Origin of the sequence: Paenibacillus validus NBRC 15382 (genome assembly GCF_004000985.1) — a bacterium.
Taxonomy (GTDB): domain Bacteria; phylum Bacillota; class Bacilli; order Paenibacillales; family NBRC-103111; genus Paenibacillus_G; species Paenibacillus_G validus.
Genome location: NZ_BIMH01000017.1, coordinates 64,014 through 88,666 on the forward strand (window position 1 = coordinate 64,014; position 24,653 = coordinate 88,666).

At 54.7% G+C, this 24,653-nt stretch carries 19 protein-coding genes; 1 reads left to right on the plus strand and 18 read right to left on the minus strand.

Annotated elements, in window-relative coordinates; genetic code table 11:
* Positions 1-152 precede the first annotated feature (152 nt).
* The 4 genes from PVA01S_RS13530 to PVA01S_RS27245 form a co-directional block, all read right to left on the minus strand.
* Positions 153-1,103 carry a DUF3991 and TOPRIM domain-containing protein gene (locus tag PVA01S_RS13530; protein WP_054798837.1) on the minus strand — a complete coding sequence of 317 codons (951 nt, stop codon included), beginning with the start codon at positions 1,101-1,103 and terminating at the stop codon, positions 153-155.
* 49 nt (positions 1,104-1,152) lie between these two features.
* Positions 1,153-1,437: a hypothetical protein gene (locus tag PVA01S_RS13535; RefSeq protein ID WP_054795917.1), complete on the minus strand. Its 285-nt coding sequence runs from the start codon at positions 1,435-1,437 to the stop codon at positions 1,153-1,155.
* A gap of 170 nt (positions 1,438-1,607) precedes the next feature.
* Positions 1,608-7,619, minus strand: coding sequence for a helicase-related protein (locus PVA01S_RS27635; protein WP_307720681.1), 6,012 nt, complete (start codon positions 7,617-7,619; stop codon positions 1,608-1,610).
* 68 nt (positions 7,620-7,687) lie between these two features.
* Positions 7,688-8,113, minus strand: a complete 426-nt coding sequence (locus tag PVA01S_RS27245) for a TnpV protein (protein WP_307720682.1) — start codon at positions 8,111-8,113, stop codon at positions 7,688-7,690.
* Between the two features lie 235 nt (positions 8,114-8,348).
* On the opposite strand from PVA01S_RS27245, the gene PVA01S_RS27255 reads away from it, so the two are divergent.
* Positions 8,349-8,750, plus strand: coding sequence for a hypothetical protein (locus tag PVA01S_RS27255; RefSeq protein WP_244932950.1), 402 nt, complete (start codon positions 8,349-8,351; stop codon positions 8,748-8,750).
* A gap of 148 nt (positions 8,751-8,898) precedes the next feature.
* Here PVA01S_RS27255 and PVA01S_RS13545 read toward each other — a convergent pair whose 3' ends face one another.
* From PVA01S_RS13545 to PVA01S_RS13610, 14 genes are all read right to left on the minus strand, one after another.
* On the minus strand, positions 8,899-9,165 hold the full coding sequence (locus PVA01S_RS13545) for a helix-turn-helix domain-containing protein (RefSeq protein ID WP_054795916.1): 267 nt from the start codon (positions 9,163-9,165) through the stop codon (positions 8,899-8,901).
* A 21-nt stretch (positions 9,166-9,186) separates the two neighbouring features.
* Positions 9,187-9,465 carry a hypothetical protein gene (locus PVA01S_RS13550; protein ID WP_127608056.1) on the minus strand — a complete coding sequence of 93 codons (279 nt, stop codon included), beginning with the start codon at positions 9,463-9,465 and terminating at the stop codon, positions 9,187-9,189.
* Positions 9,466-9,661: 196 nt separating this feature from the next.
* Positions 9,662-11,074 (minus strand): group II intron reverse transcriptase/maturase, encoded by a 1,413-nt coding sequence (gene ltrA, locus PVA01S_RS13555; protein ID WP_127608057.1) that lies wholly within the window; start codon positions 11,072-11,074, stop codon positions 9,662-9,664.
* A gap of 486 nt (positions 11,075-11,560) precedes the next feature.
* Positions 11,561-11,737: a hypothetical protein gene (locus tag PVA01S_RS26625; protein ID WP_164751826.1), complete on the minus strand. Its 177-nt coding sequence runs from the start codon at positions 11,735-11,737 to the stop codon at positions 11,561-11,563.
* Positions 11,734-12,090, minus strand: coding sequence for a hypothetical protein (locus PVA01S_RS13565; RefSeq protein WP_054798839.1), 357 nt, complete (start codon positions 12,088-12,090; stop codon positions 11,734-11,736). Before PVA01S_RS13565 ends, PVA01S_RS26625 begins: the two co-directional genes overlap by 4 nt.
* A gap of 164 nt (positions 12,091-12,254) precedes the next feature.
* Positions 12,255-16,073: a DUF5704 domain-containing protein gene (locus PVA01S_RS13570; RefSeq protein ID WP_244932951.1), complete on the minus strand. Its 3,819-nt coding sequence runs from the start codon at positions 16,071-16,073 to the stop codon at positions 12,255-12,257.
* Between the two features lie 4 nt (positions 16,074-16,077).
* A complete protein-coding gene (locus PVA01S_RS13575) occupies positions 16,078-17,184 on the minus strand; it encodes a copper amine oxidase N-terminal domain-containing protein (RefSeq protein ID WP_244932952.1) in 1,107 nt (368 codons plus the stop codon).
* Between the two features lie 115 nt (positions 17,185-17,299).
* Positions 17,300-18,283 carry a hypothetical protein gene (locus PVA01S_RS13580; protein WP_127608059.1) on the minus strand — a complete coding sequence of 328 codons (984 nt, stop codon included), beginning with the start codon at positions 18,281-18,283 and terminating at the stop codon, positions 17,300-17,302.
* Positions 18,270-18,818, minus strand: a complete 549-nt coding sequence (locus tag PVA01S_RS13585; protein ID WP_127608060.1) for a hypothetical protein — start codon at positions 18,816-18,818, stop codon at positions 18,270-18,272. The genes PVA01S_RS13580 and PVA01S_RS13585 overlap by 14 nt, the downstream gene beginning before the upstream one ends.
* A 10-nt stretch (positions 18,819-18,828) precedes the next feature.
* A complete protein-coding gene (locus PVA01S_RS13590) occupies positions 18,829-19,218 on the minus strand; it encodes a hypothetical protein (RefSeq protein ID WP_054795910.1) in 390 nt (129 codons plus the stop codon).
* An 83-nt stretch (positions 19,219-19,301) separates the two neighbouring features.
* Positions 19,302-19,781: a hypothetical protein gene (locus PVA01S_RS13595; RefSeq protein ID WP_054798840.1), complete on the minus strand. Its 480-nt coding sequence runs from the start codon at positions 19,779-19,781 to the stop codon at positions 19,302-19,304.
* Between the two features lie 75 nt (positions 19,782-19,856).
* The gene (locus PVA01S_RS13600) at positions 19,857-21,926 is read right to left on the minus strand and encodes a hypothetical protein (RefSeq protein ID WP_127608061.1); all 2,070 of its coding nucleotides are present in this window, start codon (positions 21,924-21,926) and stop codon (positions 19,857-19,859) included.
* Complete coding sequence (locus tag PVA01S_RS13605) at positions 21,916-23,787, minus strand: ATPase, T2SS/T4P/T4SS family (protein ID WP_127608062.1); 1,872 nt, start codon at positions 23,785-23,787, stop codon at positions 21,916-21,918. The genes PVA01S_RS13600 and PVA01S_RS13605 overlap by 11 nt, the downstream gene beginning before the upstream one ends.
* Entirely contained in the window at positions 23,784-24,629 is an 846-nt protein-coding gene (locus tag PVA01S_RS13610) for a CpaE/TadZ family protein (protein WP_127608063.1), read from the minus strand. The genes PVA01S_RS13605 and PVA01S_RS13610 overlap by 4 nt, the downstream gene beginning before the upstream one ends.
* Between the last annotated feature and the right edge of the window lie 24 nt (positions 24,630-24,653).

The following is a 24,653-nucleotide window of genomic DNA, read 5'->3' on the forward strand; positions in this document are numbered from 1 at the left end:
TTGCATAGCTGTATATTGATTTTATTATACCTATTACATGCTATACAATCAATGCGATTGCGCTTATCCCCAATCTATTCACATCTTATCCACATACCATAAGTTTTTATCGTATCCCCGCAAAAAAAGCGTTGACCGTTCAGCGTCTACCGCTATCGGGACGGTTCACCGCGTCTTCGCCGGAATTCCATCAAATCGTTGTTTACATCCTTTCCGAACTTGGGCGGCTCATCGGATATGAGAAGGGCGAGGGAGAAGAGCCTCTGTATCGTGGCTGCCGCCAATCGCCCCGGCTCATCATTGTCCAGGTGCAGTACAAGTCGATTCACCTTGGGAAAGCACTGCAAGTAATGCGTTAGGGCAGACGGGGGAGTAGGGTCCTCCCCATTTGTCCTGGGCCTGTATATGCCGGCCAGCGACAGCTTATTTGCCTGCCGCCAATCCCGGCCGGCGAGATGTTCCAGCGTACAGTAAGATAAAAGATCAATGGCGCTCTCAAACAGATGCAGTTCCGTACAGTTTCCCGAGGCCGGAATGGAAAACGAATACCGCTTGTCGCTGCCGGCGGCTTCCCCCATATAACGGGTGCTTGTCGTACCGCGTATCGCCGCATAGCGCGGCGTCCCTCCCTGGTCAAATCCGACGAATACCGCGTTATGGTAACGGCGGCTTTCATACAAACGCCCCGTTTCGAGACAGTAGTCGATCACCGGGCGGTGGATGCCTCGTTTGCTCAAATAAGCGATGACGCGATGAGAGTTTTCATACGGTTCTGGAAGCTCAAACCGCGCTGGAGAAGAGCGTTGTTGCAAAGATTGCGAAAATGCAGGTGCGCTGCCCGGATGAACGCCTTCAATTTGCAGCACCGCATCGGGAAAAGACATGCCGCGCACTTTGATCAAGTAGTCCAGCGCCGAGCGCCCGCCGATCCCCCTTGACCACCAGTACCATTTGCCGTTGGAGATTTTCAAGCTGTCATGTGTACGGGTGGTGTAGACATTGCGGGAGCAACGTATCAGTTCCGCAGGCTCGTACATTTGCAAATACGTGAGCAGATCCAGTCTTTTTGCACGTTCGATTTGTTCCTTGTTTACGTAGATCATTGCCGCGGCTCCTTCTGGAAATCCTGGCAGCGTCCGAAGGGTATATGGTTCATCGTGCCCTACCCCTCTTTTTGGGGTACAGATAAGCTCTGCCTTCCTGCAACTTCGTAACACCTTTCTTTTTCATGAATGCGTCTAAATCGCCTTCATAAACTTGACTGGTCACCCCGTTTGAGTCGCGGATGTAATAATACGTATCGCCAAATCCGTTCTTCTCTTTGGAAATCAACTCCAATGACGGCACGGTTTCTCCCTCCTCGATCAAGTCGGTTCCGTAACAAAAAGGCGGCAGAATCGGACAAAAGCATCCGCCGCTTGGGATGGCATACAACATGTTCATTCCTCCGGAAATGAGAAAAGGACCCCAAAAACGGAGTCCAATTCGTCATGTGATTGATAACTTTAACAAGCGAGCTAACTTCGACCTGTGAAATGCTCGCACCGATACCATGTTCTTTCCGCATGAAGTTCCCTTACAGGGGCAGGAACGGAAGTGTCAGACCGTTATCGCTCGCGGCCCACCACCCGCCGTTCCGGCGTTTCCGGTTCTTCGTCCGGCATGCTGTCCACGGCTTCGTTTTCCTGTTTGTCCATGTTGAGCAGCGCATTCAATTCCGCTAGACGCGCCGCTTTCGTTTGAAGCTCCTGCTCCTTCTCGAATGGAGCCGCGATTTGTTCCTTCGCCGTTTCCATTTGCAGACGCAAGGTGGCAAGCTGTTCACGGGCATGTTCCAGCTTCACAGGCAAATCCGACAAGGCGTTGTTGATGCGGCTAATGTTGCCGCCCGCATCCGCTCCGAGCGTCACCGTATGACCGAGCGCACTGCGCAGCGTAACCTTGTATTCCTTATGGAAGCTGTCAAAGGACAGCCACAAGGAAAAGCCCCGGTAGCTGCCGATTTCCTGCGAATCGTGCGAAGTCATTCCTTTGTAAGCGTCCAGCAAAGCCGCGCCCGCTGCCGCCCTCTCCGAGTAGGTGTAATCTTTGATCGTCATGCCGGGGAATTTATCTGCCCCATCCGCCTCGGGTGCCAGAGAACGTGTATACAAAGCGACGTCCTGTTCATAGCCGGCAATTCGTTCCTCCGTGGACTTGATTTGCTGTGGCAGCAGCTTGAGCAGCCGGTCCTCCAACGCATACCGCTGGCTCAAGTGATTGGCTTTGAGCAGCTTCAATTTGGATACCTGGATGTCCAGGTCCATTTTCTCCTTAATGTACGGGTTGCCGGTCGCCAGCGCCTTCACTTCGGCATAGGAGAGCGCCGTCTCATCGATATCCTCGGCGGAACGGACCGGAGACTTACTGGTCATGATCTGCGAAATGAAGCGCTGCTTGTTCTCCAGTGTCTGATAAAGGTACGCGTCGAACGTGTTCTCCGTCACATAGCGAAAAATATGCACCTCGCTGTTCTGGTTGCCTTGCCGGATAATGCGCCCGCTGCGCTGCTCCAGATCGCGCGGACGCCAAGGGCAGTCAAGGTCGTGAAGAGCAATCAGCTTCGTTTGCACGTTGGTGCCTGCGCCCATCTTGAACGTCGATCCGAGCAGTATCCGAACTTGGCCGCTGCGTACTTTGGCGAATAGTTCCTTTTTCTTGACCTCGGTATTGGCGTCGTGAATATAGGCGATTTCCTCGGCAGGAACACCTTTCTCCATCAGCTTGCGCCGCAACTCGTCGTACACATTGAAGGCATCATCCTGTTTCGGAATGGACAAATCGCAGAACACCAACTGGGTCAAACGCTGCGCCTGATGTTCCTCCCAATACCGGAAGACATTGTCCGCGCAGGCGCTGACTTTACTGCCTTCGTCGTCAGGAAGCAGGGGATTCGCCAGCCGTTGATCGAGCGCCAGTTTGCGTCCGTCATTGGTGATCGTCAGCATATTGTCCTCATGGGGCTCTACTTCCTTCGCCCGCACCCGCTCGGCGCGGCGGGCAAGATCCGCGACCATATCGCGCTGAAAGTCGCTTGGCGGCACCGCAACATTGTGAAAATGGGCTTTCGGGACGGGAAGTTGGAGCATGTCCGCAGTCTGGATATCGGCCACTTCCTTGAACATATTCATCAGTTCCGGCAAATTGTAAAAACGGGCAAACCGGGTTTTCGCCCGATAGCCCGTTCCTTCCGGAGCAAGCTCGATCGCGATGACGGTTTCGCCAAATGTCGAAGCCCACGCGTCAAAATGCTGCAAGCCTTGCCGCCTGAGCCGTTCGTATTGCAAATAGCGCTGCATCGTATACATCTCAGTGATGGAGTTGGAAATCGGCGTACCCGTCGCAAAGATAATGCCCCGGCCTCCGGTCAGTTCGTCCAGATAGCGGCATTTGGCAAACATGTCCGACGACTTCTGCGCTTCGGTTTGCGACAGTCCGGCTACATTGCGCATTTTCGTATAAAGAAACAGGTTTTTGTACGAATCAGCTTCGTCCACGAATAGCCGGTCTATGCCGAGTTCCTCGAAGGTCACGACATCATCCTTTCGGCTCGTGTCGTTCAGCTTCTCCAGCTTGGTCTGCAGCGTCTTTTTTGTTTTTTCAAGCTGTTTGATCGCATAGCGTTCGCCTCTGGCTTCCTTGAGTTCCCGGATGCCGTTTGTAATTTCCGAAATCTGTTCGTACAGTTGCTGCCGTTGGCGCTCCGTCGAAATCGGAATTTTCTCAAACTGCGAATGGCCGATGATGATCGCATCATAATCGCCTGTGGCAATCCGCGCACAAAACGTTTTGCGGTTTTTCGTTTCAAAGTCCTTCTTGGTCGCCACCAGAATATTCGCCGACGGATACAGCTGCAAAAACTCCGCCGCCCACTGTTCGGTCAGATGGTTCGGAACGACCAGCATGCTCTTGTTGCACAGCCCAAGATGCTTGCTCTCCATCGCCGCGGCGGTCATGGCGAACGTTTTTCCTGCGCCAACACAATGAGCGAAAAGGGAGTTGCCGCCGTACAGCGCCCGGGCAACCGCATTGACCTGGTGCTGGCGCAGCCGGATTTCCGGGTTCATCCCGGTGAATCGGATATGACTTCCGTCGTATTCGCGAGGACGGATGGCATTGAACCGGTCATTGTACAGCCTGGTCAGCCGTTCGCGCCGCTTCGGGTCTTTCCATATCCAGTCGCGGAACGCTTCTTTCATCATCTCCTGCTTTTGCTGGGCGATGGCCGTTTCCTGCTTGTTCAGCACACGCTTTTCCACGCCATCCTCATACACGGTGTCAAATACGCGCACGTCCCGCAAATTCAGCGTATCTTCGAGAATTTTGTACGCATTGACGCGGTTAGTGCCGTACGTGACGTTCGCCTTGATATTGTTGCTGCGGTCATCGCTTTTGCCTTTGACGTTCCAGGCAGCCGTATATTCGGAATACATGACATTGATGTAGGTCTGGTACATCGGCGGCGTGTCCACAAGCTCAAACAGAAATTGCCGAATGTCTTCCGGCGGCAGCCAGGTTGCGCCCAAACGGACATCAATTTCGGAGGCGTCCAGGTCTTTCGGCTGCACCGCTTCGAGCGCTTTGACGTTTTCGCCGTAACGTTCGGCATCGTATGCGGCAAACTGTCTGGCCACACGCAGCTTCTCCCGCACATTGCCGGACAAGTACGCATCCGCCGTTTCGTAGATCGGCTTGCCTTCCTCGTCCAGATTTACGGGATTGGGAAAGATGACGCCGCGCAGCTCTTTTATCAGTTCTTCTTCCGTCCAGCCGGTTAACTGCGCCATATACGGCAGATCGACACGGGCTTTTGCGCCGATGGAAACGGCAAGCGCCTCCGAAGCGGTATCCACCTGCTCCACATGGATGCGCTGCCGGATCGTGCGCTTGGTGAACATATCCGCCTTGCGCAGCAGCCGTCCTTCCTCGTCGATGATTTCCAGCGAGCAAAGAAGAAAGTAAGAACTGTCATCCGAAAAAGCAAGGCTGTTGGCGCGGCTGTTGATCAGGCCGTATTGCGCCGTAAACCGGTCATACTGCGCATTCAGCTTGCGCTGTTGCTGTTGAATGATCTCATCGCTGTAGTCTTCGGTTTGGTACTCGATAAGCTCGCGTACGGTGTCCCGCAGCAGAATCATTCCCTTGATGCGGCCTGCCGCCGTAGCAGAAGTGTCTACGCGCCGCATCCGGCTGTTCTCCCGGTAGTAGATTTGTCCATCCACCAACGCAAAGCTGAAATTGCGGATAGTCGGATCGGCAGGGAGAGAAGGTTCTTCTTCCTCCGGCTGGTCTTCCCGTTCCAGCTCCGCCCATTCGGCATGGATGTTGGACAACGCTTCGCGCAGAAGCTCATCCAAATTGGCGTCCGGGTATGGCTTGCAGGATGTTTCCTGCCGGTTGCCGTACATCCGGTCGTCAAAAACCATTGTGCCCAGCACCATATCGGGATGTTCCGCGAAATAATGATTCACCGGCACACCGTCCGCTGTCTCGGACAGGGATAGCCATGTTTCGGTTTGCTCGCTGACGGCGACCATGCGATCCCGTTTCTGTAAAAAGATAATGTCGGCGGTTACTTCGGTTCCGGCATTGGCCAGAAACGCAATGCTCGGCAGACGCACCGCTCCGAGCAATTCGGCGCGTTCCGCAATATATTTGCGAACCGCCGGGTTCTGCTTGTCCATCGTGCCTTTGGACGTAATAAAAGCAATGATGCCGCCCGGACGCACTTTGTCCAGTGTCTTGGCGAAAAAGTAATCATGGATGAGAAACTTGTGTTTGTCGTAACGTTTATCCGCCACGCCATAACCGCCGAACGGCACGTTCCCGATGGCGAGATCGAAGAAGCTGTCCGGCAAATTCGTCTGTTCGTAGCCGCTGACCGCAATCGACGCCTGCGGGTATAGTTGCCTGGCAATACGGCCGGTAATGCTGTCCAGTTCCACGCCAAACAGCCGCGAGCCTTGGAACGACTCCGGCACCAGTCCGAAGAAATTGCCGATGCCGCAGGACGGCTCCAAAATATTGCCGCTGCGAAAGCCCATCGATTCCAACCATTCGTACATCGCTTTGATGACGGTCACAGACGTATAATGGGCATTCAACGTTGACGCGCGAGCGGACGCGTATTCATCCGGCTCCAGCACATTTTTCAGTTCCGCATATTCGGCTGCCCACTGCGTGTTCGCTTCGTCAAACGCCTGCGGAATGCCGCCCCATCCAACATATCGAGCCAGTACCGCCTGCTCGTCCGCTGTCGCTTGCCGCTGCTCCTGCTCCAGCTTGTTCAGCAGCCGAATCGCTTCCATGTTCCATTTGAACTTCGTTTTTGCGCCGCCATGCCCCAGCTCATCATCCGTAATCCGGTAGTTGACAGCCGGGACAGACGGACGGGCTGGCGCGGTGCGGCCGGCCACAGGATCAGGGGAAAGGGAAGTGTCTGGCTGCGATACGGTCTCTGGCCCCTCCGTCACCGGCTCTTCCGGTGAAACCGCATCTTCCGCTGTTTCCCATGCCGCTTCGTCAAACCGTTCCGGCTCCTGCTCTCCGGTAATCAGATGATCGTTCAGCGGGTTTTCGCGCAGCATTCGCTCAAAATCCCGGCGATTCAACGCTTTGATGACGAGCGGGAACTGACGGTCTTGCAGCACCACTGTTCGTTGCTCCAGTTGCACAACTTCATATTCGTCCGCGCCGATCCAGACCGTGCTGCCTGCGTCATAACCGTATCGTGCCCGTTCCCGATTCACCGGCGTGTGTTCCGATTCCGCTTGTGCGTCTGGTCGGGAAAGCCCCGACGATGCATCCGGCTGCGGCACATCGGGCCTGGCCATTTCCGCCGCTTGCAGCCGCCGCTTTTCCTCTTGTTCTTCCGCAAAAGCAGGCAACCGCTCGGCTTCCTGCCGGTTCAAGTAACGACCCGCTGCCAGCAGTTCGCCGATACGTTTCTGCACCTTCATCCACGGCAGCACGACTCGCGTATCCGGGTTCATGATGGAGCCGCGGGTCAGCGTGATGCCTTTGCTGTCATAATTCATGTGAATATCCGTGCCGATCAGCGCGGGAAGGCGCCCGCCGGTTCCGTATTCCCGTTTCAGGAAATCGGCGTTCTCCTGTGCGGACAGCGACTGCTGGAAATGCAGCGCAATGCGATACTTGCCGTTCTCGAAACCGCTGCCATTTTGCAAAATGGCGTCAATGACCGCTTGCGGCATGAAAAAAGCGGAGGCTTTTGCGTCCTCCGCTTGTTCCATCCACAGCGTCTGTTGCTCGATGGATGGTTCTAACTTTCGCGACAAGTCAAATTCGTTCAACAGCATCATGCTGGCGATATGCCCGGCGATGACGCCCCAATCGTAAAAGCCTTGCGCCGTTCGTTGCTCCGCCGTCCCCGTCCACAGATGCAAAACGTTGCGATACGGTTCAAACCCGGCCTGCACGCCTTCATCAAGCGTCAGTTCGGTGATGCCTGCCGGAAACAAACCGCGCACATATAACACACGCTCGAACTCATCCTCATGAGCAAGGAAAAACGCTGCAATGTCCGACTTGCTCTCCCGCAGCGGCGCGGCTCGGAGCATGTCATTGATGATGGCATGGTCATGAAAAAACGGAAGGCTTCGGTCCTCCGTTTCCCGGTCGTACCATTTTAATGATAAATCAGTTCCGCGAGAATCAGTTCCTCCGCCTGCTGCTTCAGGTTGTTCATGTGTCCCGTCCAGCCCAGCGGATCGCTCGCCTTGTCCGGTGCCGGGTGAGACGCGAGCATCTGTTGCATCGTCCGGTCGATCTGCTCCCGCGCCGTCCGGTCGATGTCCGCCAGATGCCGGTTCAACTGCTCCGACAACATCAGTTGGGCGTACATACCCTTCCGTTCGGTTTTCAGAAACGTTTTGCGCATCATCCCGTACTTCCCGATGGGCGTCTCCGCTTCGCTCAGCATCAGATTGGGCAGCAAATAATCCCCTTGCTGCGTGTACGTCAGTTCCATGTTCATCCTTCCTTTCTTGCAGGGTAGCTTCATTGTGCGGCAAGGAATCGGGTCTTGCAAGGGTATGAAGCGACTGACCCTCATTTGCACGTTGTGCCTCCCGGCGCAGCGCTCGGACGGTCGATTCCACTTCCCGCAGCATCATCTCGGACACATCGCTAATCGCTGCGCCCAAGTGGGACAGCGCAGGAAGCGTGTTGAAATACCCGATGCCGGACAAATCCTCGATGCTGATGTAATGTGCGGGATCGAGTCCGCAACGGGTCATCGCCATGTAAGCGACGGCCGTTTCGGCCATTTGCTTGAACAGTAATTCCACATGTGGTATGTCCAGGTCTTCCAGCAAACTGTGTTCCCGCTCTTTCATCAACTCCGCCACATAATCGGCGCTGTTGTCATCCACCGCATTCCGCGCAGCAGCGAGCAACGCAGCAGGCAGATCCGCACGTGGTTCCATCTCATCCGACGCGCCGAACGCATTTTCCAGCGTTTCGATGACATGAGCCGTATCGCTGTCCTGCAATCGCCAAAGCGACACCTGCGGCTGGCGTCTGCTCTGGGTATCCGATACGTCAAACACATGGCGCAGGCCCAAGTGGTTGCCCCGATCTTCGATCAGGGCAATCCCTTTTGCACCGCGCTTCACCCAGCGATCCAGCCGTCTGTTCCAGACGTCAATCGGCGCGCAGGCCGTTGCGTCAGGACGTTGTGCGTAGATTAACAGTTGATCCTGAAACGGATATTTATAGTTCCAGGCCGCCGCCCGCAAAAAATCCGCCCAGCGGTCAGGGTGATTCGTCACCGTGCGAGCCGTGCTGGCAGCCAGTTCGACGATGCGCTGCAACTTGGCTGTCATGAGAGCGCCTCCCTTACCGAAACGTTATTTGATTGGTCAGGCGAATGCCTTCCTCGGAATAACGAGCCGTAATCCGAATGAGTCCAATAAGTTGCAGGCGATGCAGATTTCGGCGGACAGTGGAAGGAGAGAGACCCACCTCCGAAGCCAGCTTTTTGCCGGACAACAAGACGCAGCCATGCCGCCCGCCCGCGCGGTCCATCAGGTAGCTGTACAATAGCTTTGCTGCAGGAGGGACCTTCGCTTTGGCCAGCAGTTGATACCGGGTAAGATCATTCATAAACTTCCTCCTCGGCAGACGCTATCGCTCCGGCGATCGTTCCGACAAACGCTCCGGCCGGACGTAGCAGTACAGATAGAAATTGTAGTCTCCCGCATGCGGGAAACAACGCAGATAGTACCGATGGTGTTCCGTTTGAAAACAAAAGCCATATACACCGGAATGCCACGCCCCCGATAGACGTGCCTCCGGATGCAGCATGCACAAATGGTGCATCCGGCTGCGGCTTTGAAGCAGCCCTTGCTCCTTCAAGTTTTGCACAACCGCATCCAGTTCTGCCCGAAAAGTCAATGTTTTCAATGTTGGCAAATGCTCAAACCAGGTTACCCAGAACGTCTCGCCGTTGCTTCCAAAGTAACCGCGCAGGTGCCCAATACATCCCCGTTCCGTATCCTTCTCGATCGAAGCGGAAATCGGGTAGGAGGCTGCCCATTATTTGAGCAGCCGACCTCCCACACCACCGTACGTACCGTTCGGTATACGGCGGTTCCTAAGTTTACACAGTGACTTGACGATAATAATCAGAAAAATATAAGAATCCGAGTCCTTTTATGGTATTGTTGCCGAGGGATTTAGAGAGGATTGGGCTATTGGAGGTTCTCCAGTAGCTCTTTCTTGTGTTTGCGTATTCCCAAGCTTTTTGCTCATGGGTTCCGAGTGACTTTAGCCTTTCGAACTTTGTCTTTACTCGTTTCCATTGTTTCCAGAAGATCACGCGGATTCGCCTTCGCATCCATTCATCCGTGGTTTGAAGCAGTTTCTTCATGTCGGCAATCTTGAAATAGTTTACCCAGCCCATGATGTATCTTCTGAGTTTCATGGCTCTGTCTTCGTTCCCCATTCCGTTGCTTCTTGAAGTCAGCTCTTTGACCTTGGTTTTCATCTTCGCGATGGATTTCGGGTGGATTCTGACTCTCGTCTCTCCTTTGTTGGAGTAAAAGGAGAATCCAAGAAATTTCACCCTTCTCGCTTCATCGATGACCGTCTTTTCCCGATTTACTCTGAGGAATAGCTTCTTCTCAATAAAGGGAAGGATGTTCATCAGCGTTCGCTCAGCGCTCTTTCTGCTCTTACAGAAAATGAGCAGATCGTCTGCATAGCGGACGAACCTGTGGCCCCTGCTCTCCAGTTCCTTGTCCAACTCGTTCAGCATAATGTTGCTTAGTATTGGACTCAGGTTGCCCCCTTGCGGTACGCCGACTTCCGTTTCCTCGAACTTATGCTTCACAACAACGCCAGCTCTCAGGTACTTGTGGATGAGCGAGATGACCCGCCCATCTTTGATGGTTCTTGACAATACCTCGATCAGTTTGCTTTGATTCACCGTGTCGAAGTATTTCTCCAAGTCCATGTCTACCACGTACTTGTATCCTTCCTGAATGTATTGCTGGCTTCGTTTGATTGCGTCGTGTGCGCTTCGTTTGGGGCGGAAACCGAAGCTGTTCTCCGAAAATTGCTTCTCGTAGATCGGCGTGAGTACTTGGGCGATTGCCTGTTGGATGGCTCGATCAACAACCGTCGGTATTCCTAAGTTTCTTTTCTTTCCGTTCTCCTTCGGGATTTCCACCCTTCGAACAGGATTCGGACGGTATTTTCCGTCCAGGATTGACTGCCTGAGTGTCTCTCCGTTCTCTTTGAGATATTGTAGAAGTTCATCTACTCCCATCCCGTCGATTCCGTGAGAGCCTTTGTTCGCTCTGACTCTCTTGAACGCTTCGTTCAGGTTGTTTCTGCTCACAATTTGCTCAAGCAGTCCATCCTTCGTCAAGCTTGCGTCGGTGTTATCCGTTTCAGTTATCCTCGCAGGAATGTGCGCTTCCGCATATCCTTTGTGTTCCGCACTATCTTTCTGCGTGAAGCCTTCCTTCGAAAGTTGGCTGCCCTTTGTTCCTGTTTTGGTGACTTTCATTGACCTACACCTCCTTAGGTTCTGCCCTTCCCGCACGTTGTCGACTGCATGCGGTACTATGGCTTCTGCTGATTTCTCATGATAAATCTTGTTTCAACCGTGATTCGAACTGCATCTCCTCACGTCCATGAGACCTCCCACGGTAAGACGATTCACTTTCCTTCCATGCACCCGCACCATTTACATTGGCATGTCCGTGTAGTTGATCGGACTTCGTTTTGTTTAGCAAACTCATCCCATGCCTTATGCCTGATGATGTTCGTATTCCTCGGGTCGGAATTTTGCCTCCAGCTTCCTTCAGATTCCACCTCGCGATGGACACCCTTGCTCTTGGCTAGTGGTTGGTAACTACAAACCCCCACAGCGGACTTTCACCGCCTAGTTAATCGTCATGCGTGGCACACTAAAAATAGGCCGCATCTTCCGACACGGCCGTTTGCAGTCTTTCCATCATATTCTTTTCCTCCCGGCTGGTAGGTGTTCGCTCTAGGTTGCGACACACATAGAAGGGGAAAGTCCGATATCTGCCACAAGCCGACGGGAGGAAAGCCACACGGGGCTGTTTTTTCCGCCCGCCAAATCCAGTAAATAGCAGAACACCAGCTTGGCCGCAAGCGGAAGCGAGGCTCCGTCCAGCAGCCGATAACGAGTGAGATCGTTCATTGCGTCCTCCTATCGTTGCGTTTCCGTTTTTTCTTCTGTGCGGCAAGCGTGGAAGGCGCTTGCTGTTGCTGCTCCACCAAGCGCTCCGGCCGGGCATAGCAGTACAAGTAAAAGTTGTAATCCCCGGCAAAGGGAAAGCAGCGCAAATAGTAGCGGTGATCCTGCGTTTGCATGCAAAACCCGTACACATCCGTGCTCCAAGCACCGCCGATGCGCGCCTCCGGATGCTCGCTGCAAAATCGTAACATATGCTGGCGGCTTTTCAGCACCTTCTGATCGCCGATAGCTTGAAAGACTTTACCCAATTCTTCTTTAAAAGCAGTCGTTTCAAGGGAGAGCGCCGGGGAAACCATGTTACCCAGAACTCCTCGCCCGACCGCCCAAAATCGCCGCGCAGGTGGCCGATGCAGCCACGTTCGATCTCCTCTGCGGCAGAAGCGGAATAAAAATAAGCCGTATCCTCTGGCGCGGCACTTTGCAGCTTTTCCAACATGTTTATCCCTCCCGTCTGGTGAATTTAATGGGTGCCGCCCGTCCCAAAGTCGTCGTAGCTGGACAAATTGGCATGATAAAAGACGACGTCGCCGTCCAGCAGGGAGAACGTTGCCCCGTATGGATCGACGAAGCTGCGCTGAAACCCTTCCATTCGCCACTGATTGTCCAGCGGCGCGTTTTTGTATTGCAGATGCGGATGTTTCAAGTCTTGATTGCGGATCGTTTCGATGTTGAAATTGACGATGATGTACCCATCCTTCAGAAATACGGGCGCATTGTCGTCCAGCCGGTGCGTGCGGCCGTACTCGGCCAGATTGAAGCCTTTCGGCACCACGTACGGCGCGGCGGGCACGCTGTAGTCCCCCCGCCATCGCTGAACTGAAGCGTTTGCGCGGGCCGCATCGATGCCGGAGGGCACCTGCGTGCTTCCGACAAACGTCCGAAGCTGAGGCGGCAGCAGCATAATATCGTAGCCGCCCACATAGGTCGGCTTCTGCGCATCCTTTACATATTGATCGATAAACGTCTGCCTCGCTCCGGGCGAACCGTTTAGCGACCAAAGCGTTGCGGCTGTGTCGGTCAACTCCTGCTTCGGCACATTGCGCAGGCGAGCGTCGAGCGTCACATACCGTTTCTCCACATCGTCGCCGGAGCCGATACGAATAAAACGCTGACCGCCTGAATGATAGTAAAGATCGACTTCTTGCCTGTTCTTCCCCTTGCTGTCCACAAAATAAAACGTCGGTGTAATGAGGATGCCGTCGCCCGAGCCGAACATGTTGCCTTTCGTCATGACTTCGAATTTGAAATGGTAACCCGTTTTGACCGCAACATTTTTCTTGCCGCTCTCCGGGTGACTGCCTTGCCGTACCGGCAGCACGTAAGGAGGGGTGTTGCCGCGCGGTGCGCCGTCAATACCTTTCGTGCCGACCCAATAGGCGTTTCCTGTCGGCGTCGCGCTGCCTTTTTGGGTGCGAAACACCGATTCCCAGGCAAAATCGGCAATGTCGGTGATGCGGAAATCATAGAGACGTCCGATCACTTCCACTGGAACCGCCTGCGCAGCCACATGGTTGGACAAGTCCAGGTTGGCATTCATTTGGGACGTGAAGGAAGCCGGGCTGTTCTCGGCAAACGTTCGGAATAACACGTCGTAATGGCCCTCGTCCACCCAAACGGGCAAGTAGAAGGTCGTCTGCAACTGACCGACCGGGATGGACACCCACGTGTCCTTGGGGACGAACGACGTGCGATCCGCTTTGTACACATCGAACGGAAAGCGTACCTGCTTGTCCCTCACATACTTGGCATAATCCCGATTGCCGTAGCCCTTGATGTCCTTGTGCGGGCCGCTTGTCGGAATCGTCACGGTGAAGGGCCGGTCCAGAATGAGCGCCGACCGCCCGGCAGTCGGCTGCGTTTTCTGGTTGTGGGCCTGATCGTCCGACACCGAGGCGTAGTTCACCACCGGCGTATGCACGGTTACCGGGTTGATGCCGACAATGGAAAACGTTTTGTTTGCTCCGCCACCGATGCCTTTAATCAGGGAATACGTTATGGTGCCGGTACTCGGCTGATTCGCTTTGTTCGTTTTGGAAGCGTCAATGAGATAACCTTTGCCGTACAGCACATCTTGCCCAATCATCGGCGGGGCCGGTATCGCCCCCGGCGTCGGTGCTTTTTCCTCAACGATTCGATTGTCCATGATTGTATTTCCGTTAAAAACGAATGAGTCATTTTTCACCTTGATCTTGCCGATGGCTTTCTCGGCCTCGTTGGTCCAGTCCTCGTTTGGTACGGAAGGCCGCCTGGAGCCGCCGGAAATCGTTTGTCCGGGAAGCGTCACATTCGAATAGACCGGATCGATGATATGCGCGTTGAGCGACGCATCATGCGCGGCGGAAACGGTTGGCGGCGCATAGCCATTCGGCTCCAGCGTAACCGTTCCCGACGGAAGCGCATAATTGGAGACCGTCGCCTTCTGAATGCCGTACACTTCGAGATTTTGAATCGTCCAGAAGCTGTACTTGCGTTCAATCGAATAGTTTTTGCTGACCGTCTGTGTATCTGAACGCGGAACGGTAATGGTCGTCGGATTCCCGTCCGCATCGGGCGGGCCGGATCGCGTCTCCGTCCAGGTGAGGGTATATGTTTTACTCACCTGAATCGGGTATTGCTTCGTGCCGCTCGTTTCCATGAACGTGTTGCGATACAAGTACGATTTGGCCAAAGCGTTCACATACAGGCTCTCTGAAGTCGGAATGCCTTGCAGCACATCAAATTTTTCTGCGCCGCGCGCATCCGCCTGAATGACGGCAGAAACGTTCGGCTCCATCGCTTCGGCCTGCTGGGAAGCGCCGGGCTGCGGTTCTCCGCCGCCGTCGCCTTTGCGTACCGTATGATCAGATGTCGAGTCCCCCGTATTGCCGTCCACATCCTTCACAACGACGGTGATTTGCACGCTCACTTTGTCGCCGGACGTGAACGGGATTTTGATCGGAATCGTTTTACTCGTTGACGTGCCGGAGAGGTTTCCGGTTTTGTCGCCCGTTTGAACGAGCCTGGCATTTCGAATATCCGTGATTTCGTATGACTTCAAATTCTTTAGCGACTTGACTTCAAAAACAAAATCCCCGTCCACTTCGGTCACGTTTTGGTCGACCGTTTCCGGCGCTTCAATCCGGGACGCGACCGTTACCGAGGAGGGAATTTTGTAAATGCCGATAAAGTTGGAGCCGCCCGATCCCACCAGAATGGAGCGCTCTTTGAGCTTCGGGTCGCCTTTTTCCAGAACGAACAGCTTCTCGTCGGGTTTGTTATTGTTCGTAATGTAAGAGCGGATGATTTCATACGTCTGACCGCCGGAAGTGATTTGTCCTTCAAACGTATGGTTCGCTTCCTCGCCGGTTGCGAAAACGCCTTTGTCCACTTCTTTGAGTTTGGTGCCGTCTTCTTTTTGATAGATGGCCTTCACCGGATTGTTCTCTGCGTATTCGGCAACCGCGTCCGTTCCGCCCAGATGTACCGTAAAGCTTCTCGTTCGCACCTTCGGATTCGTTTCGGGATTTTCTTGCAGCCAGTCTTTCCGCGTCGGGTCCTGCTTGGGCGATAAATAGGAGCGAACGATCGTATACGTTTTTCCGTTGTCCTCAATTGTTTCGGGAAATTCATGATCGATCGTTTCCCCGACTTTGTACTTGCCCTTTAGAAACGTAGCTTGCGGTTGCTCTATGACTTTTCCGTTCACGGTTTTCGCAATGACATCAACGGGAAATTCCGCGCTTCGATAGGGTACATGAATGCCGAAATAATCGTCCAAGTCGTCCGGATGCGCCCAAGGTTCGGCCCTCTTGATCTCATCCAGCGTATAAAAGGGCCCTTTGCGCACGTTGCCGTTTCCGTCGATAGACACCATGATGGCATACAAATATAAGTCGTCGTTGTCTTTGATGTCGCCCATGCCCGCTTTCCACATGCCTTCCGTGACGAGCGCCTCGCTGACTTCGTAATAGGTCGTGACAGGCTGGCCGGGGATGGGCGGATTCGGTTCCTGTCCTACTTGCCGTACTTGCTGGTCCAAAAAAGAAGCGTGTTGGCCGCTTCTCGGATCGCCGCACTGCTTGGGCGTCGTATTCGAACATAATTGGTCACGGCGCACCGTCCAACCCACGGTTCTGTATTTAATGGACGATGTTGCAGCCGTACTGGTGATCTTAAATTTAATGGTGCCATTTTCAGTTCTGACATCGGGAGGTCCCGCGAAAACAGAGGTTGGAATGGAGAAAAACAAAAATAAGCATGCCAGCAGCATGCTCAAGAATCGTTTATGCAATTTGTTCATATCTCTACTCCATCCTTTTAATCGTATGGTTGTAGAATAAACTAGCGCTCGGACTTACTTTCAACGTTGGCCCCCAATCGCCTCCCACATTCGTGGACATCGAGATATCGGTGTAGCCTTCATACCAAATTCCCTTTTCAAAAGATTGTTGGTTAGGGAACCTTTCATCATAGAGCAAGTCTTTACTTTCCTTAAACGAAACAAATTTAATCCTGAATTTGGATCGGATATAATTATCGCCGAATCCGTTCCGATAGATCATGGAAGGCTCGGGATCAAGGTATCCTTCAATTTGAATCTTGTTTTCTTTAACCCAATCCACATACCGCCGGATGTATTTCAATTCCGCATTGGAACTTTGCACCTTCGTGGCAAATACCGCCTGCGCCCAAGAATCGTCAATCGTTTTGTAATCCACGTTCAGCCAGAGTGCACCAAACGTTTTCAGTCGGCTCATCCATATATCCACGTTTTTCTTATTGAATTCCGGTATGGTTGAATACAATACCGATGAAACTTTGCTGTCCGTAGGATGCGAGTAGGGATAGGCCATCTCATACGCTTCATTCGGCACATCGGCCAGAATGTACGGGTAATCTTTCGCGTTCTTCGGCAAATGGGTTGTGCGAATCAGGCGGCCCCATTCATCGTACTTTGCATTGGCGTCTTCTTGTGTGGAAATAAATACGGTCGATGTCGGGCTATCCCAATTCACTTCCGCCCCCAGCGCTTCGCTGACAAAACGCAGCGGGACAAACGTCCGGCCGCCGCTGGTGATCGCCTTCGAATCGAAGGCCACCTCTTTGCCGTTGACGAGCGCCCTGCTATCGCCGATCGTAAGCACAATATGCAGGTCGTCCCGCTCAATCGGTACGGTCATGGTTTTGGGCTCCCAGCCTACGTTTGCGCCCATCTTTTCCGCGATGAATCGAACCGGCACGAGCGTCCGATTGTTTTCATCGACAAATGCTTGCGCATCGGGAAACCAGATTTTTTGTCCGTCCATGACGACGCCGACAAAGGACGGAAGTCGGCTCGCCGCGCTTGCCGTTACGGTGAACAAGCTGCAAAGCATCGCGGCGACAAGTCCTGTAATTATCCATTTTCTCACGCCATTCGCTCCTCTCTTAATAGGGGTCATGACAAGTTTGGAAGATTTCGACTGTCAGGTTCATCATAGAGCCGATCTGACGGCGTGTCCACTTTCCGAAATCACCGCCGTCTCGTTAAGATGGCGAGACAGGACAGTCCAGCGGCATATAGCCTTTTTGCGCGGCCGCTTGTTCGCTGGAAAACGTCTCTTCCACCGGATAAGCAAAGCCGCATGTGCTGCGATAATACACCTTCATGCTTCCTTTCCTGGCCCCGAAAATCTCCGGCTTCTTGAGCACGCGGCTTCCGCCGAGCGCATAATTGTTGTAAAACTTGCCTCCCATCGGAATGCCTTGGATAAAGGCAAGCACCCCGACGTCATCCACGGTATTGTGCCATTCCTCCTGCGAAATGGTCGGCAGCGTGAAGGTGTAAGAAAAGCCGTATCGGGAAACCGATTCGTTGTGTTTGTTGATTCGGTAGGCGAGTTCGTCTTCAATTGCGCGGACGATGGTGCTTCGACGCACCTGCTCAAATCGCTCCGCATCCTTTAATAGCGCAATATTCGTCTGCTGCCCGACGTCGGCCCGCAAGCCTTCGTGCCAGCTCCGGCTGCCCGCATCGTAAGCGAGGACGAAATCGTCCAGCGTGAACGAAAGGCTGTTGCCCGATGAATCGGCGTAGGCATACGGCTTCTTCGCTCCCCAAACCGGTTTCCGTTCCGTGTTCCCGTCGGCTCCCGTCCACTCCTCCTCGGCATAGACGTAGAAACCGTCGTAACCAATCACCGCAATAGCCGGGATATACCGACCCAGTACGCCTTGCGCAACGGGATCGTCGGCAATGCCGAAGCTTGCGTACAGCGTCCGAAAAAAAGCGGCAATCGCCTCGTCCTTGTTCAGCGCCACCCGCTTGGCCGATTCGTATTGCGTCTCCCGCCGCTGGTCGGTATTGACGGTCAACATCCGCGCCGCGTCATCCACCGCTGCGTCCAGCGCGGCGTTATAGCGCAGCTCGGTCAATAGCGCCTTCCGCTGCGTTTCGACCTCGATCCGGTTCACGGTCGCAAACGGCAGGAAAATGAGCGCCCCGACAATGGCCCATTCAATCAGCCTCATTGCGCACCACCCCGCCGTAAGGAATGAAGATTTTTTCGTTCGGACTGATGGCCTGGTTCAGAAAATCGAACAGAATCGTACCTGGAGTCCGGTTCTTATTTTTGACCGTGACCGCAAACGTGTCGCCGACCCGCAGCTTGTAGCGTCGCGCCGGATCGTCTTTTGCAGCCGCGCTATTTGGGAACAGAACAGGCAAAATCTGCGCGTTGTAAAACTTGTCGTAATGCACTTCGTAGCTGCCCCGAAACGTATCCGGCCTTGTCGGGTCGTCGTAAACCGGCACGTACTTTTTGCTGCCGTGTTCCATTTGCACATCGAAGGTGTTGCCCGTTGCCGCAATCGTCTCCATATAGTCCGTATACATGGTCGGCGACACAAAGCCTTTGTCCCGCACCGCATCCACAAACGTTGTCGTCGCCTTCAATACGACCAGTTCCGAAATATCGTCCTGCTGGTCGAAGGCTGCGGAAATGGGGTAGAGATAGAGCAATAAAACGGCAATGAGCACCGCGAAAACTTTCGAGAAACTGTTCATGGCATTCTCCTTAGCGTGAAGCGAAAATGAGGCGCAGCAGTTGTCCGGACGCATCACGCTGGGTGACTGCCGTATACCGGGCATTCAGGCGAATGCCGGCGGGGACGAACTGGTCCCGATCGAGCGGCGGCACGTATCGAACGCCGTCCACCACGATTTCCGCGTCTCCCGTCTCCAGCCGGGCAACGGATTGCGCTACCTCTGCGCCGGATACGGTGCCGTCGCCGGCAATCGGCGAAAACGTCATCTGCATGTTGCGGTCCAGCGACTTTCCCGACACATAGGCGGTGGCGTTCAGCGCGGCCCCGGTTTGAAAGAGCAGCAGTCCGCTCGTTGCGGCCATCAGAAAGAGAAGACAGGCCACGCTCATTTCCAGCATCGTTCTGGGGGCATGTTCCATCGGTTTCCTCCTTGGAAACGCCGGGGCGTCCGTCTATACCCGAAAGGACGCCCCATCAGCGTTGTGATTTCAGCAACGGGCGCTTACTGCTGCCGAAACACAATGCCGCGGATGACGTTGCTGCTGTCGTGCACCAGTTGCGCCCGAAATTTGCCGCTCGGATTGACGTAGTTCACATTCGATTCATCGAGCGCATGGCTAAGTTGCCCCGGCGCTTCACCAACCACTGAGCCGTAGGTCACGCTGTCGATCGGAACACCCGTGTTGATCACCTTGCCGTACCACTGACCTGCCGGATTTTTCCCGGTGACGATCTGAATGCCGAACTGATCTTGATCGCTGAACTTGCGCAGCGCGTTGACCACCTGACTGCCCGACAACGTCGTGTTGTCGTACACCGTAAACGCCGTTTGCGACAGCTCCGTCTGGATATTGCTGAAATTGCTTTGCGCCGCCTTGGTGGAGTCTTGCGCGGAAATAAACAATACGACGGCGAGGGTAATGAGCGCGATGGCAAGAAAAATGCCTGCCGCCATCACGAGTGCTTTTTGCGCGTTAGACATGAACCGATCTCTCCTTCAAATGAAATTCGAAATAAAAAGACACTTCCCGTTTGGAAAGCGCCGCAACATGTCCGCTTACTGAATGCGCTGAAGCTGTTCGTAGTATACGGACATCTGGTGCAAGCTGACGATGACGAGCGGAATGACCAGATAGCCGAAAATGAGAGCCATCATCGGCGCAAACCCGATCCATTTTCCCCAGCCTGCCTTTTGCTCGATCAATTGCTCGTACTCCTGTTTGCGCTGCTCCTGCGCGTAAGCCTGTTCCGACTCCAGATCGTCGAACGCTTCCCGAATCGGCAAACTTTGCGCCGCCAGCTCCAGCTTTTCGACCGTGCGGACGAACGGCACAAACGGCGCATCCTCTTTCAGCTGCGCCAGCGCCTGGTCCGCGCCCTGTTCGAAATGGAGCAAGCAGGTTTGCAGCGGTTCCTTGAACACGCGGGCAAACTGTTCCATCCAGATAAGCAGATGCTCGACCGACATCCGGTCCAGATCCGCCAGCATGGCGATGACCGCATGCAGTTGATCCACTTCATGCTTCATCTCCATCTGCCGCATGCGCCGCTGGAACAATCGAACGCCGACCGGCATAGCGTAGCCGCCCCATCCCGCGAGAGCGGCGAGGAGCGCTTCCCACCACTTCAAATATTGATTGTCCAGCTTCGTGAGCTTGCCCATAATGCGCCGAGCCGCAGCGCGAAGTTGATCGTCCTGATTCGCCGTCGGCGTTTCGCTGCGGAGCAGGGCCATCACCGTTTCTTCGGTGCGATGCTTCACCTCCTTTACGCGATCGATGATGCGGCGATCGAGCGCTGCCGCCTCGCGCGCCTTGGCTTCCTCCTCCGGCGAAAGTTGGCCGAACAGGATGCCCGGCTTTACCGGCGCATACAGGATTTGATGCCGGCTTGCGGCATGAAGCGTAATAAACATCCCGAGCACTGCCAGAAAAGCCATGCCACCCGCCACGATGCGCTGCACATAGAGCCATTCCAGACGAAGCGGCGATGCGGTGTCTTTAAGCAGCTTGACCATGCGGTCAGCTTCCCGGGAACCGGGGGCGGGACCGAAACGATGCACAAGCCAGCGCATCCAAGGCCATTCGTAAACCCGTTTCTCCCATCTTTTTCGGCCGGTTGGTTTTGGACTCGCGTCCAGTTCCTGAATGTTCCGCAGCAGAACGTAGGACAGCCATACGACCGCCATCAGGCCGATTTTCACGATCCAGCCAGTCGTGCTCGCATAAAAGGCGTCCATGGCCGGAAAGTAATGGCTGGCCCAAGCTTCGATCGGCCGGGTAAACAGCAGCGGCAACAGCGTGATGGCGGTCAGTCCTTGCAACAGGAAACTGAGGCGCTCGCGGCGCAGCAGTTCTAGATTCAGTTTGGTCGCGAGCTTCCCGAGCGCCTTCAAGTACACGGAACCGGTTGCGGTTCGTTTGTCGCCGTATTCCTTCACCAGATGCGACAGCCCGGCCAAGCCCTGCAAATAGCGGTTCGGCGCGCTCTCGATATATTGCGCCAGCCGATGCTCGGCATCGCTTGCCGTGAGCACTTCGTATATTTCGTGTCCGTGCAGCGCCATCTCATACGGCGCGCCGTCCGCCGCTTCATAAATGGCTTCTTCCACCATGCCGTGACGATGATAATGATGACGCACATCCGAAAAAAAATGCCGGAGTTGCCGAAGCAGTCGCGTCTCCAGCCGATGGACCAGATTGTCCGAAAGGATTCCGTGGCCAACCCAGAAGCCGATGCCAATCATGCCGAGCGCGGCCGGGTCGCGCACGCCGATAGCCAGCGGAACAGCCGCCGCGAGCAGCACGCCCCATATGAGGAGCGCCGACTTCATCGTCTCCAGCCGCAGCTTCCATTCGTCGCCAAGTTGGAGAATGGTCATTCGTTTGCGAAGTTGAAGCAAATAACCGCGTAAAATCGGTACACTTTCGCTTAGGCGATACAGCTGCTGCAACACGCTGTGCAGCGCTTGCTTCTTGCGGGCTTTGCCCGGTTTGCGCAACGCTTCATACTGCCGAACGGCCTCCACGTCCGAACCGTGGCGGGATACCCATTGAAACGCCGCCACCATCGCGAGGAACAGCACCGTCGCTGCGCCCAGCAACAGGGACAGCCATTCAATCTTCATCGCTATCCCCCCAGTGAACCGCCAAAAACGCTTCGAACGCCGCCTGGTCCGGCCCGGCGAGGCATGCGGCGATTTCCTTGCGGTTTCGCTCGGACAACGGATGAACGGCGACATAGCATCCGTCTCGGTACTCGATGACGTTCCGCGCGACGTATAGCGGGCGGTCCGTTGAGCGGCGGAAATATTCCAGCATCGTCTCCATGAACGCCGTCATTTTCTCCTCGGTCGTCGTTTTGTGGCGGAACGTCTCCGGGTAGGCTGTTTCCTGCTCCTCCGGGACGCATTCGGTAATCCGTTCGATGTAGCGATGTCCGTCCGCGTCCCGCCTGAGGTGAATGTCGAAATTGATGACGCTGACGACCTGCTGCTCGGCCACTCTTTCGTTCGTAAACACCCCTGTCTTCAGCAGCGAATTGCGCAGCGAATAGACGAGATCGCGGAACGTTTTGGCATGATGCGTAAACAAGGTGAACAGCGAAGCGACCTGCGCCATCTGCACCATCCAGGCGGCAACCGGGTCGGTCGCCACTTCTCCCAAAATATTGACCGAGCCGTCCGTTTTTTTCTGGATGTCCAGCCCGTCCTGCCCGGAGATCGTTTCCGTTTCCCGCAAGCTTAAAATGTTGCGATCCCGGTATATTTTCCGCAGCTGAAGCTCAAAGCTCATTTCCTGCACCCGGATCGGCAAGATGGCCGGAATGTAGCGCACCATAGCCGTGAGCAGCGTCGTCTTGCCGCTGCCCTGCGCGCCGGTAATGGCCGTTATGCGCTCGCCCATGACGAGATATCTGATCAGTCCGATGGGAAGCTCCGCATGGTCGTCCTGAATCAATTGTTCGAGCGTGGCGTTTTGCACATCGAATTTGCGCACAAAAAAAGCCCACGATTCGCTGAACCGGGGGCGCAGCACGACGACGCGGGAGCCATCGGCCATTTCGTTCACCTTAAAGCCGTTCGCCTCGGACAATTGGCCGGGAAAATTATGTTTGTACACGTTCTGGCACACGCGCCTCAGTTCTTGCTCCGAGCCGAAGGACAGAAAGCTTAAATGGATAGATTTCCCTTTATAAAACAGCCACACGCTGTCATGCGACCTTGGCACCTCGCGCAGCTGCGCTTCTTCCTCCAGGCTCCATTCGCCTTCCCACATCGAGGGCGGGATGCCGGAAACGCCGCCCGATACGCCGTCGATTTTCATGTCGCGGATTTCGTCGATGACGCTAAACCCTTTGTACTGCTGGTAGATCCGCTGCACAACGATCTGCGTTTTGTCCCCGGCAGACAGCTTGCGCGCTTCCTGCTTGTAAATATCTCGGATTTCGTCGGCGGTAATCCGGTACGATTCTGTCTCTTCGTCTTCCATGCTCCGCTTGGGGCGGTCCAGTTCGTATTTGCGGATCAGTTCGTCCAGCGCTCTCAAACGATGTTGTTTTTTATAGAGATAGAGCAGGATGTCAAATTGATCTTGCGATGTGAGCGCCTGCGGGTCGTCAAACGGCAGGAGGCGATTCAGGTTATTATCGTCCAAGGTATAACGCTGTTCGAGCAAATCGGCGATTACCTGCTTCACATACGCCTTGTCCCGCAAATCTCCGGACGTGCAGCCCCGCAGCGCCTTCTTCAGTTCTGCGCGCTTGTTTTTGCGGCGGCGGTATTCTTCTTCCGACAAGCCGAAGTCAATCAGGTTGCTGCTCGTCATCTCGTGCAGCGCCTCTTTCACAAACGCGGTCATCGCTTCCAGCGTATAGACCGGCTTTTCGTCCGGCTGCTCCGGCAAGCGACGGCTCATACGCAAATAGAGCAAGACGCCGATCGCAATGAGGATGCCCGCCAGAAGCAAACCGTTCAGCGCGAACATCATCGGTCATCGTCCTCCTTCCCGCCGAAAAAAGGCTTGCTTAATCCGGCGCGCTGGACGATCGCTTGTGCCAGTGTCCGCACCTGTTGCATAAAGGGATAGTTTTTATGATTGCACGGCACCTGTCGGTTGCGAAATAAAAAACGGACGGCTTCTCCTTGTTGGGTCGCGTCCAGCCAGCCCGTATTATGGACAATCGGGTACGTTAGCTCCCGCCGATGAAAATGGCGCTTAATGTTTTTGACGGTCAACGCCGACCCGGGGTCATATTGTCCGAATACAAGCAAATGCTTCCGGTCGGACTGAAGCTGCGCCTCCACCAGCGGAAAGACCTGCTCCAGCTTGAGCCCATTTTGAGGCAGACAGACGACCAGCAAATCCGCCTGACGCAGCAGCGCCTGTGTCCACGCCGACAGGTTGCCGCTTCCGCCGTCCAGCAATACCAGATCGTAAGCGCGCCTTGTCAGTTCCAAAAGAGGTCCAAGCCATTCCTGTGCGGCGGAAACAAACGATGCATCCGGCTTGTTCGATCCCGGAAGGATGTCGAGTCGGTCGGCGAGCAGCGGCAGCGTGTAATCCCGCAACCTGTTCGGTTCCAGCTTGCGGTTTTGTAAAAGCCTGAGCAGCGCGTCGATGCCCGCGTCAGGCGGGGCGTCCGCTTTGCTCATCCAGCTCCGTCTCGGGTAAAAGCTGCGTTCGATGGCCGCGTATTCGCTTTGCAAATGCCCAAGCAACAAAAGGCGCGAGGAATATTCGAGTCCGAGCAGCGCCGCGGCGGCGATCAGGTTGCTCGTCGTACCTGCCTGTCCCGAAACCGGACTCCAAAACACCACGGTAAAACCCATTGCTTCATCTCCTTTCGTGCAACA